The organism is uncultured Bifidobacterium sp., from assembly GCF_949292005.1.
Classification (GTDB): Bacteria; Actinomycetota; Actinomycetes; order Actinomycetales; family Bifidobacteriaceae; genus Bifidobacterium.
This window is the reverse complement of record NZ_CASEXV010000015.1, coordinates 25072-37263: the sequence shown is the minus strand read 5'-3', so window position 1 is coordinate 37263 and position 12192 is coordinate 25072. Positions and strand designations below refer to the sequence as shown.

Below are 12192 nucleotides of genomic sequence, written 5' to 3'. Positions count from 1 at the left end.
TCTGACGGCGATCGTCACGACGATCCCCATCACGCCTGTCATCACGACGGTCGAAGCGACGGAACGACCCTCCGCGGGAATCCCCGCCATGGGAACGGTCTCCACGCGGACGATCGTCATAGCGATGTCCTTCGCCTCCGTGACCGTTTCCATGCTCCCCATCGCGTCCGCGATACCCGGACGATCTGCCGTCACGACCGCCTCCGTTTGAGTCCCGGCGAGGTCCGAAACCCCGACCGGAACGTGACTGCGGCCTCCGCCCGCCATGGAAATCGCGCGATGATCCGTGCGAATGGGATCCACCCTCGTGAGATTCTCCGTGCTCCTGAGCCATTGCCATTCCTTACGTTGATGATGATTGCTAACTACGATAACCACGTTGATCGCCCGTGGTCGTTCCATTCCGATGATTGATTGATGAGGGTCCGTCCAGTGTGGAATTCTGCCGGCTCCTCCACCCGACCGATATCCTGTGGAAGGAAGCGGGCGCGCCATTCTCCGCACCACTCTCCGCTCCGCCCGCCGCCGGCGCGACTGGACGGGGACCGCACGCTTGGGTCAAATACGCTCGACCACGCCGACCGACTTCCTTCCTCTTCTGATCAAGGCGAAACGCGACGAGAGGAAATCGCCGTCGGAAAGAAGAGCATCCTGATCCTCCACACGGCTGTTGTTCACGTAGACCCCTCCGGATGCGATGGTCTTGCGCGCCTCGGATAAAGATCGGAACAGCCCGGCGCTCACGGCGGCCTCAGCCACACGCGTGCCAGCCTTGGCATGCGGGAACTCTCCGTCATCCGACACGAGACCTTCCACGGCCGACTCCAAAGTGTCTGCGTCCACCGACGACAGGTCTCCACGGCCGAACAGCGCGGCCGAAGCCTCGATCGCCTGTTTCGTCGCATGCTCGCCATGAACCAGACTGGTGACCTCCCACGCCAACTCCCGCTGGGCCTCACGAGCCCCCGGACGCTCCACCGACAAACCAACCAGACGCTCGATCTCCTGTTGCGGAAGGAAGGTGAAAACCTTCAGGAGGTTCTCCATCTCCTCATCAGGACGGTTGAACCAGAACTGGTAGAAACGGTACGGACTGAGCATCGCCGGATCAAGCCACACCGCGTTCCCCTCGGACTTCCCGAATTTCCTGCCCTGAGCGTCGGCGATGATGGGACTCGTGAAAACATTGACGTTTGCGCCCCTGACCTTGCGGATGAGATCCAGCCCCGAAGTGAGATTGCCCCACTGATCCGAGCCGCCGATCTCCAAAGTGCAGTGGTACTCGTCGAACAGGTGGAGGAAATCATTTCCTTGAAGGACCTGATAGCTGAATTCGGTGAACGAGATGCCCTCTTCTGAATTCAGACGCCGGGCCACGGTGTCCTTCGCGAGCATGGTTCCCAAGCGGAAGTTCTTGCCCACATCCCGCAGGAAATCGATAACCGACATACTGGCGGTCCAGTCATAATTGCTGACGAAGCGGACGGGGTTGCCGCCGGCCGTCTCGAGTATGCCACCAATCTGCGAGCGCAGGCGGTCAGCCCATCCCGCGACCACATCCTTGGGATTGAGTATGCGCTCCCCGCTTTGCCGGGGATCGCCGATCAGTCCCGTGGCGCCACCTACCAAGGCGATGGGATGATGTCCCGCAGCCTGAAGGTGACGCATGATGATGAGCTGGACGAGATTGCCCACGTGGAGGGATGCCGCGGTTGGATCGAAACCGCAGTAGAACGTGATCGGGTCGCCGTTCAGCGCATCGGCGAGCTGATCGGGATCCGTTGATTGGGTTATCAGACCCCGCCACTGCAACTCCTCCATGAGGGTTCCGAATCCCGCCTCGGCGAAACCAGTGACACGAGCCATACTTCCTGCATCTCCCATCCATAGGCAATCCGCGAACGACTCAAACCAGAATACCCGAAAAACGGCCGAACGAGGACACCGGCCACGCCCCACACGCGGAACCACGGCCAGAACGAATCATTCCGGGAACCCGCGGGCCAGCGTGGTCCGCTCCAAGCCAGAACGGGACCATGCATAACCGCACCACGTCAAAATCGCACCACGTCAAGACGGCACATCGTTTACTTCTATGGAATGAGACGGCCCTAGTCTCTGACGATTGAGCTCTCGCGGACGGCGGACCACTAAAGACGACCATAGGGAGATGCGCGGATGACCGAGGATCACGAAGTGAATCAGGGTCCTTCTGCGCCCCTTGCATCCTTGTCCCATCTCCACTCGGCCACGACGCTCCACTCGACCACAGCAGCATCCGAAGGAATCTTCGACGAGGTCGACCATCTGATGTCCTCCCTGATCCGCAACCGGCGATGCCCATCCTATGTGTATGGCGTATTCGACCGCAGCGGACTGATCCATGTGGGATCCGGCGGACCGGATGTCGTCGCGCCCTCGGGCTGGGGTCCGGAGGATATGCGGTTCCGCATCGCGTCGATGAGCAAAAGCTTCACGTCGGCCGCCATCATGCGGCTGGCCGCCGACGGTCTCGTCCACATAGACGAACCGGTGTCCTCGATCATTCCCGAAATGCGCAATCTTCGCCGCTTCCGTGCCGACGACCGCGACGTGACCATCCACGACCTTCTTTCCATGTCATCCGGTCTGCCGACGGATGACGCATGGGCGGACCGGCAGGAGTCGCTTCCCGTCGAGCGATTCCGGAAAATCATCGCCTCCGGTGTGCGAACCGTGTTCTCTCCCGGTGAGGGATATGGATATTCCAATTTGGGCTACGCGATACTTGGCGATGTGGTGCTGCGCGTCACGGGGATGGATGCCGCTGAGTATATTCGAAGCTCATTTATGGAACCTCTGGGACTCCGCCAGACCTCGTACGACTACAGGGACCACCCACCGGAGCTTCTGGTTCGGGGATTCCACAAGGGCGTCGAAAAGGAGTGGATCGAGGAGCCCTTCACCGTTCCCGGCGCCTTCAGCGGGATCGGAGGCGTGATCAGCTCGGTGCGCGACATCTCGATCTGGGCCGGATGGCTCTGCTCCGCATTCGAGGACGATGAGACAGCCGATAAGGGCCCTCTACCGCGACGTGCGAGACGTCTTATGCAGGTCGACCACACGGTGATCGGGGCGATGATGCCGCCATCGACTCCATCCACCGGCCCATCTCCGGCCACACGGGCTCCCTTGCCGTCCCGACCACTGGCGTCATCCTATGGCTACGGACTCAGAGTGGAGCACGATCCACGATTCGGCGTCATCATCTCCCATTCCGGGGGTTATCCGGGCTATGGATCCCACATGCGGTGGCATCCCGCATCCTCCCTTGGACTCGTTGTTCTCACGAACGGCAGGTATTCGACGCCCTCCGTGGTCGCGGCACCGGCGTTCGACATCATCCTGGACGATCTGGCCTTCCCGCGATCCTCCAACGCCCCGCTCCTATGGAGCGAGACCATTGCCGCAAGACGGAGAATCGATCTCGTCATGGGAGCTTTGGGCTCCGCGCAGCGTGGACATTCCGGAGGCAAGCCCGAAACGGCCTGTCGACAGGCGCTGATGTCTCTTACGGATATTCTCTCCGGGAACGTGTTTCAGGACGAGGACGTCGAGCAGCGGGCCCACGGACTCATGGATCTTCTTTCGCGCCGCCACGCCACCGAAGTGCGTGGAAAGGCCGACGCCGCTCCGGCCGATGATGGAGAGCTTCCGCTCGATGGCGCTTCCACCATGGGCGAGAGATCCTCCTCACCAGCCGACCTGTCATGGATGACGGGACGCGGCGCGCTCCGCTGCCGCTGCTCGATCAGCATGACCCCGACCACTCCGGCCAAGGTCCAGACATTGTCCTTCCGCCCTATACGCGCGTTGGTCGTCACCCATTCACGATCATCGTCGCTGCGGAGGATGGATCCCTGGCTGAAGGGGCACGGGCTCGAGATACAGCCGGTCTTCGGTGGCGACGGTCTACCGGACAGTCTCGATGAATTCGACGCGTTGATCGTTCTGGGAGGAGCTCCACTCCCCGATGATGACGAACGGTTCCCCTGGCTTCCAGCCACGCGCGGTCTGATCGCAGAGGCCCTGCGGCGCTCGATTCCTTATCTGGGCATATGTCTGGGCGGACAGCTCCTGGCCTATGTGACCGGAGGCACCGTGCTGCACCGGTCACTGCCGCCCGAGCATGGCATGACAGTCATCGAGGCGCTCCCGGAGGCGAGGCACGACCCCCTGCTCTCGGTTCTCCCTGACGTCTTCCCCATGGTTGAGAACCATGTGGACCACATCGCCACGCCACCCTCCAAGGCCGTCATTCTGGCTCGATCGTCACGATCTCCCGTGCAGGTCTTCCGCATGGGCGCGTGCGCGTGGGGTCTCCAGTTCCACCCCGAAGTGGGGGCGGCGAACGTGGAGGCATGGGACGACGAGGACAGGTCGCGCGTCGAAGACGATGGATTCCTTTGGGACGAGGTGCTGCGCGAGGGAAGACGACATGATGCGGAGAACACCCGCATCTGCCGTGACCTCACCCTGAGGTTCGCAGACATCTGCATGGCGCGGCTCTGAGAGATGCGCGGAATCCGGGACGGCCATGCCCATATGGGACAAGCAGGGACGTGTGCGGGCGGATGCCGATCATGGCGAGGCACGCACTCGGAAACCGCCACCGCATCCGCATCGCTCTCCCGCCACATGACGGGCGGGCGGCTCATCGAGCGGCGTTCGACAACACGCGGATCGCATGGTAGTAATCATCCTCGGTGAGTCCATCCACCGTGGGGGTGTTCATCAGCGTCACCCCGTCCAACCCTCCGGAGCGCATGATGTTGTCGAGAACGCCACGATGCCACGACACATCGAGGAATGGATCGAGCTCGGTGTGTCCCATCGCCCTCATGGCGCACACAAGGGCATGGCCTCCCCAATTGGAGGTTCCCGCGACGATGAGCTCCTGCGTGGGAATCGTGCAGACGATCTGCACGCCATGGTCCACAACCGTCTCGATGGGGAGCGAATCGATGCGTCCCATGCCGATCTCATTGCCTCCGTCGCCGATACCTATCGTATGCAAGCCAAGTTCGGTGAGCCGACTCAACGGGGCCGTCCATTGGCGGATATCAACTCCTCGCATGTTCTTGGGACTCCCATCCCGGGAAGGTCCCACACGTTCGATGTAGATGACCGTATCAATGCCCCGCTTCCGGACAAGATTCCGGAGCGACTCCATCCATGGGTCGAAATCCCCCTCCTCACGTGGCGCGATGAGGACACGGTCTTGGGGAAGGATTCCTTTCGCGGCGGCGGATACGACAGGCTCACACCAATGATCGCTCACCATCCACCCATCACCGCCCAAGGCCCTCAGTGCCGCGCATATCTCGACGGCACCCGCGGGACCATCGGATTCGGCGGCGGGCTCCTGGGCGGCGGGGATGTAGAACCCCGTGACCACCAAAGCCCGGCTCGCCCCTCCCGTGGCAAGAGTTCGAGCCGCGCGGAACAAATCGGCGCGAGAGAACGTCATCAACGTTTCGCTGCCCCTGCCAACGTCATGCGCCGCAAGATCCCGTATCCGCGCCACGCGCCCGTACCACCGCCAATCGCCGGCGCCGCGGACACGCTGCAACGCTCGGCCACGACTCATCACACCGCGAGTCCATATCATCCCAATCGACCCCTTTCCTCGATCCACCGCATGGTCCATGGCCCCTTGGCACCGTCATCCACCGTCATTCGATATGCCCCAGCGAGCCGCCGAAATCCACAAGGTCACCGATGGATGCCGTCCTGTGGATGGACCCCGACAGGGGCGCAGTCACCTGGGTCTCCATCTTCATCGCCTCAAGAGTCGCAACCGGCTGCCCCATCTCGACGCGGCTCCCCTCCCCGACAAGCCACGAGGTGACCGTCCCTGTCAAGGTCGCCACGATGTCGCCATGCCGGTGGCTCGAAGAGCCGTCCGACACACCGCCGTCGCCCTCGGCATGCGTGGCGTTCCTAGCCGACGACAGAAGACGGGAAGGAATCCCGATCTCCCTGCGGCGCCCATCGATCTCGATCCATGTCCTCGTCACGGCATCAGCACCAGGATCGCGCCGGGGATCCGGCCCTCGAAGATCGTCCACGTCGGTCCGCGATAGAAAGCTTTCCTCGATCCATCTTGTGTAAACGCCAAGGTGGTCGTCCGAAACGAAATCATCGTCCTCCAAAACCGCCCGGTCGAAGGGAGCCACCGTGGGAACGCCCTCGATCTCAAGTTCAGCGAGGGCCCTTTTCGCACGGGACACACATGAGGAACGGTCGGGGGCGACCACGATAAGCTTGGCGAGCAGTGAGTCGAATCTTCCCGAAACCACCGACCCCGTCTCGATTCCCGTGTCGAATCGTATTCCCGGACCGCTGGGAACCCGAAGACCGTCGATCCTGCCAGGAAAGGGAACGAAACCATGCGCCGGGTCCTCGGCGTTGATGCGGAACTCCATCGCGTGGCCGTGTCCTTTGATATCCATCCCGTCCACGCACGCCCCTTCGGCGATGTCGAACTGCGCCTTGACCAGATCGATCCCGGCGACCTCCTCCGTCACGGCATGCTCAACCTGGATGCGGGTGTTGACCTCCATGAACGACATGGTCCCATCCGGATCCATGAGGAACTCCACGGTTCCCGCCCCGACATATCCCACGTGGGAGCATATCGCGACGGCGGCACCACATAGGCGACCGGAGACCCCCTCATCCAGGAACGGCGCGGGTGCCTCCTCGATCAGCTTCTGATTACGCCGCTGAAGCGAGCAGTCGCGGGTTCCGACGGCGATCACATGGCCATCGAGATCCCCCAGAACCTGGACCTCGACATGGCGTGGCCTATCGAGAAAACGCTCGATGAAGCACTCGCCGTCGCCGAAGGACTCCTTGGCCTCACGCGTGGCCGACAGGTACGCATTGCGGATATCCTCCACACGGGTGACGACCTTCAGTCCTTTCCCCCCGCCGCCATGAACCGCTTTGATCGCCAGAGGAAGACCATGCTCCCGCGCGAATCGAATGACATCGGATGGTCCGTCCACCGGCTCGGTGGTCCCCGGAGCCATCGGCGCGCCGACCTCCGCCGCGACCCGTCTGGCCCTCACTTTGTCTCCCAGCAGCCGGATGCTGTCGGGACGGGGACCGATCCACACCATCCCCGCATCGATGACCGCCTGCGCGAAATCGGCGTTCTCGGAAAGGAAGCCGTACCCAGGATGGACCGCATCCGCGTGGACGCGCGTTCCAACCCCGATCAACCTTTCGATGTCCAGATATGTGTCCTTGGGAGAATCACCTTCCAATGAGTACGCCTCGTCGGCCAGATGAACGAACAACGCGTCGGCGTCATCATCCGCATACACCGCCACCGCGACGCGCCCGCTCTCATGGCAGGCGTGGATGATCCGCACCGCGATCTCCCCCCTGTTGGCGACCAGCACCCTGGTTATCCGTGAACGCTCCGTAGTGGACGGTTGTTTCGTCATGCGAGGCCACCCCTTTCCGAATCATCAATACATCCATCGCCATTCCGCCGACCATCCGCGTCACTCCGCGTCCCCACGGGCCGAAACGAGACTCTCGCACCCACCGGAAGCTGTCCCGCCCGTCTCAGGGACTCAGTGCTCAGCACGGCCACCACCGGGTATCCCCCCGTCACCGGCTGGTCCCGGAGGAACACCACGGGCATTCCATCGGACGGTACCTCGATGGCCCCCGGTACGGTGGCCTCGCTGGCGATCTCTTGCCCGACCGTCCGACGAAGCGCAGGACCATCCGCCAATCGCAATCCCACCCGGTTTGATCGCGCGGTGACGGTCCATACCGATGACAGAAAATCCGCGACGCTGTCGGGAAGGAACCAATCGTCGCGGGGACCAAGAATCACATCGAGAGTTTCCGGAGCGTCCCCATCCGACGTGTTCCCATCATCCGATGCATCCCCATCCGATGAGACGCCCCAGCCCAGTGGCTTCCCCACGGTCGCATGGTTTCCATCCGCAGCTTCGGCGAGATCCCCCCGAGCCAACGGACGAGGTCCAATGCCGGACATCGTGTCTCTTGACGCGCTGCCCAGCACGGAGTCCACGCGAAATCCGCCCTGAATCGCCAGATAGTCGCGCCAGCCCCGCGCGGGATGTCCCAGAACCATCCTTTCGCCATCAAGAAGAAGGACCGGACGTTGGTCGAGAACAGGAATCGCCATCCCATTCTCGGAGACGATGGAGATCGGGATAGGCGCTCCAGCCACGGCCACGACCACATCCCCCAGCGCTTTGACTCTCGCACCTCCAGCGGTGATCTCGATGGCGGCGGCTCCAGGATCGTTCCCGACAAGCTCGTTCGCCGTGTGAAAAGCCACAGGATCCAATGCTCCGGAATCGGCGACCCCCATGTCGCCCGCCGATCGCCCGTCATCCTCGAAAAGCGCGGCCATCCCCGTCATCTCGACGATCAGGCCACGACGTCGCGATCCGCCCGCATCGCATCGGTCCGCAGATGATTCCGTGGCACAAGTCCTCTCGGCATGGGACCGTCCATCATCAGACGCAGCCTCATGAGAATCCACAGCATGAGGCTCATCGACATGCGACGGGACGCGAACAGACTCACGCGCCGGCGTGAAGAACACCCGATCCCCCGCCCGAACCAGAGCCGGGGAATCCCGAGACTCATCCCACATGACAACATCCGTCCTGCCGATGAGACGCCATCCCCCCGAGCTCTCACGGGGATACACTCCACTGAACCGCCCGGCCAATCCCACCGCGCCCCCGGGGACACGCGTCCGCGGCGTCGGCAGACGCGGGACGTCACGCCCATGGTTGCCAGCGTCGCCCCCAACTCGCGCGAGATAGGCGAATCCAGGGGCGAAGCCACAGAAGGCGGCGGTCCATGGACCTGCCATATGCCAATCGACCACGGCCTGTTCTGACACCCCCCAGAGCCGCGCCACGGCATCCACATCCTCCCCGTCATACACCACAGGAATCGTGACATCGCGACCAGGGACATGCGCGGGAACGCCATTGGTGGATGTCGCGGAATCCCGGCCATCGACAACCCGAGCGATATCCCGCGGCGACAGCAGCGCCGGATCGTATCGGACCATGACGGTTCTGGCGGCGGGAACAAGGCCAAGCACACCGTCGGATGCCAGTGGAGATGTGTTCACCCATTGACGAAGGCGTACGGCGAGATCCATCACGGCCGGCAGCCCATCGACCTCGATGAGCACCGCCGATTCCCCGACCTGCATCATTCGCGCGTCGGCGATCATTCGCCACTCCGTGATTCATCGCACCGTGATTCGCCATCCGGTGATTCGTCCGCCCGCACGAATGGCCGAATCTCCACACCATCGGCCAACAACCTGTCGCGAACGGCCCGCGCCATCGCCACAGCCCCGGGGCTGTCGCCATGGACGCACACGGAATCAGCCCGTATGGGGATGTCGCTTCCATCCACGGCAGTCACGACTCCATCACGCACCATCCGCGAGACCCTGAACGACACCTGATCCACATCGGTGATAACCGATCCAGGAAGCCGGCGTGACACCAACGCGCCCTGTGGGGTGTAGGCGCGGTCCGCGAACGCCTCGTGGACCACTCGAAGCCCCCATTTCCCGGCGATGTCACCGACAACCGAACCAGGAAGCGTAAGAAGCGACATACTGGGATCCACACGCAGTATAGCCGCGACAACCGCCCGCGCCTGGACTGGGTCCACGGCGATGCGGTTGTACAACGCGCCGTGCGGTTTGACGTATCCCACGTCCACGCCCACGCTGTCGGCCATGCCCCGTATGGCCGACAGCTGGTAGATGACGTCGGCGGTGAGCTCATCCGCACCGACATCCATGAATCGTCTCCCAAATCCCGCCAGATCCCGATACGACACGTGGGCCCCCACACTCACGCCATTCTTTTCCGCCAGCCCAAGCGTGGACAGCATAACCGAGGGGTCCCCGGCGTGGAATCCGCAGGCAACATTCGCGCTGGAAACCACCGAGAGCAGTGCGGCATCATCCCCCAGGGACCACCGTCCGAAACCCTCCCCCATATCACTGTTCAGATCGACCTGCATCGTCGCGCCCCTTCCTTATCGAAGCGTCCGTCCGTCAACCCATATGGCCGCATCAGATCATGAACGTCCGGTCGGGAACATCGGTGATGAGCATATGGCCTGGCGCATGGGTTATGGCGAAGGATGGCTTTGATGCCATGACGGCCGCCTGCGGGGTCACCCCACATGCCCAGAAGACGGGAACGTCGCCGTCCTCCATGATGGGTGCATCTCCATAGTCCGGGTGTTTTATGTCATGGATTCCGATGGACCTCGGATTCCCCACCTGCACCGGAGCGCCATGGACACTGGGATAGTATCCCGATATCCTCACCGCATCGGCCACACGATCAGACCGGATTCCCCTCATCGACACGACCATCGTGGATGAGAACCGTCCCGCCGACGCGCAGGGAATGGAAGTGTCATACATGGGCACGTTGCGTCCAGCGTTGATGTGGCGCATCGGGATTCCCGCGTCCATCAGGGGAAATTCGAAGGTGAAGCTGCATCCGATGAGAAAAGTCACCAGATCGTCATGCGTGCTCCACAGGCCGGCGACGTCATCGACGGTGTCCACGGCCTCACCGTTCTCCCAAACGCGATACAGGGGTAGGTCAGTGCGGACGTCGCACCCCCGGGCGATGGACGGGAACGGCGACCCCTCGTCAAGCACCTCGAGAATCGGACAGGGTTTGGGGTTGCGTTGGGCGAACAGAAGAAAATCATAGGCATACTCGCGGGGAAGCATGATCATGTTGGCCTGCGCGTACCCCCGGGATATCCCGCATGTCGGACGGACGACTCCCGACCGGAACGCCGCCCGCGCGGCCTCGGGAGTAGTGTCCCTTCCCAATAGCACGTCCGTTCCCGGCATCCGCGTCTCCCTTCACCGTTTGCATCTTCATTGCCCCACATTCCTCCGCTGGAGCACACGGTAGAAGGAGCGCGTTAAACAGGGGTTACGCTCGCATGACGGGCTCACGTCCAAACGCCCGTCCCCACCCGTTCGCGTTTCCCCGTCGGAAATATGGCGAACCTATGGTTGTGGCCGGTTTCCATGGAGTCATCCATAACGGAATCAGCAGAGAGACGCACGGCGAAACCCGCGGCGAAACCGGCAGCGAGACAGCGAGACAAGGGGCATCATGGCAGCGATCGTATTGGGAATCGGAAATCCGCACGCTTTGTTTGAGGGCTCCGACGACGAGCCCATACGTTTCATCGATCCGGAGGAGACTCCCGTGTCCGTGTTCGACCTCAGCGTTCTGCGGGGCGACGGAATATTCGAGGCGACAACCGTATGGAGGGGATTCCCGGTCTCATTGGAGAACCACCTAAGACGTCTGGCCAATTCCGCCAGAATGATGGATATGCGAGAGCCGTCCATATCAGCCTTCACCTCGGCGGTGCGGATGGTCATCAGCCGATATGACGATTCCGAGCCTGGACCCATGCTGCGGATACTCGTCTCACGAGGCATGGATCCAAGCACCGGAGTGGGAGCGTCATGCGACGGCCTGCCAAGCGTGTGGATCTTTCTTGACGGCCGCGGGAGTCTCCACTCCCTCACACCCCTCACCCTGACGTCCCTGACACGGGGTTATGCATCCGACATCGCGCCCAAGGCCCCATGGCTCCTCAACGGGGCCAAAACCCTCAGCTATGCGGTCAACCAGTCGATTCACCGCGAGTGCGATCGACGTGATGTCAACGACGCCGTGATGACCACAACGGATGGGTACACGCTCGAATGCCCCAACGCCTCGATCGTCGCGCGCTACGGCGATGCGTTCGTCACTCCCGATCCACGGATCGGAATACTGCACGGAACATCGCAACGGGAGCTTTTCGCCTACGCGCGTCAGGAGGGACTGTCAGTGGGCTACCGCAAACTTCCCGTATCCGAATTGAGGGAGGCGGACGCCCTGTATATGACACACGGCGGATGGGTCGTACCAATCGCTCAGCTCGACGGACGCGACTATGCCGTGGATTCCGGACAGATCAGCGCCATCAACGAGGCCATCCACACAGGAAGAACCCACGACGACGCGTTGTTGGTGGCGCCAAACGCGGAATACCAGCTGTAAGGAATACCCCCTAGAAAGGAAT

The 12192-nt window shown here is 62.2% G+C and carries 8 protein-coding genes; 2 read left to right on the top strand and 6 right to left on the bottom strand.

The features are described 5' to 3' along the window. Nucleotides 1–558 precede the first annotated feature (558 nt). Nucleotides 559–1866: a tyrosine--tRNA ligase gene (gene tyrS, locus Q1X90_RS00740; RefSeq protein WP_300765747.1), complete on the bottom strand. Its 1308-nt coding sequence runs from the start codon at nucleotides 1864–1866 to the stop codon at nucleotides 559–561. A 312-nt stretch (nucleotides 1867–2178) separates the two neighbouring features. On the opposite strand from tyrS, the gene Q1X90_RS00735 reads away from it, so the two are divergent. Beyond that, the gene (locus tag Q1X90_RS00735) at nucleotides 2179–4551 is read left to right on the top strand and encodes a serine hydrolase (protein WP_300765746.1); all 2373 of its coding nucleotides are present in this window, start codon (nucleotides 2179–2181) and stop codon (nucleotides 4549–4551) included. 142 nt (nucleotides 4552–4693) lie between these two features. On the opposite strand, the gene Q1X90_RS00730 is transcribed toward Q1X90_RS00735, so the two are convergent. The 5 genes from Q1X90_RS00730 to Q1X90_RS00710 all read right to left on the bottom strand — a co-directional run bounded on the left by Q1X90_RS00730 (nucleotide 4694) and on the right by Q1X90_RS00710 (nucleotide 10954). Next, nucleotides 4694–5629 carry a glutamate cyclase domain-containing protein gene (locus tag Q1X90_RS00730; protein WP_300765749.1) on the bottom strand — a complete coding sequence of 312 codons (936 nt, stop codon included), beginning with the start codon at nucleotides 5627–5629 and terminating at the stop codon, nucleotides 4694–4696. An 85-nt stretch (nucleotides 5630–5714) separates the two neighbouring features. Next, nucleotides 5715–7496: a biotin carboxylase N-terminal domain-containing protein gene (locus Q1X90_RS00725; RefSeq protein ID WP_300765745.1), complete on the bottom strand. Its 1782-nt coding sequence runs from the start codon at nucleotides 7494–7496 to the stop codon at nucleotides 5715–5717. After that, on the bottom strand, nucleotides 7493–9289 hold the full coding sequence (locus tag Q1X90_RS00720; RefSeq protein WP_300765744.1) for an urea amidolyase family protein: 1797 nt from the start codon (nucleotides 9287–9289) through the stop codon (nucleotides 7493–7495). The genes Q1X90_RS00725 and Q1X90_RS00720 overlap by 4 nt, the downstream gene beginning before the upstream one ends. Continuing rightward, nucleotides 9286–10098 carry a 5-oxoprolinase subunit PxpA gene (locus tag Q1X90_RS00715; RefSeq protein WP_300765743.1) on the bottom strand — a complete coding sequence of 271 codons (813 nt, stop codon included), beginning with the start codon at nucleotides 10096–10098 and terminating at the stop codon, nucleotides 9286–9288. The genes Q1X90_RS00720 and Q1X90_RS00715 overlap by 4 nt, the downstream gene beginning before the upstream one ends. 52 nt (nucleotides 10099–10150) lie before the next feature. Then, the gene (locus Q1X90_RS00710; RefSeq protein WP_300765742.1) at nucleotides 10151–10954 is read right to left on the bottom strand and encodes a putative hydro-lyase; all 804 of its coding nucleotides are present in this window, start codon (nucleotides 10952–10954) and stop codon (nucleotides 10151–10153) included. Nucleotides 10955–11225: 271 nt separating this feature from the next. On the opposite strand from Q1X90_RS00710, the gene Q1X90_RS00705 reads away from it, so the two are divergent. Beyond that, nucleotides 11226–12170 (top strand): aminodeoxychorismate lyase, encoded by a 945-nt coding sequence (locus tag Q1X90_RS00705; protein WP_300765741.1) that lies wholly within the window; start codon nucleotides 11226–11228, stop codon nucleotides 12168–12170. Nucleotides 12171–12192 lie beyond the last annotated feature (22 nt).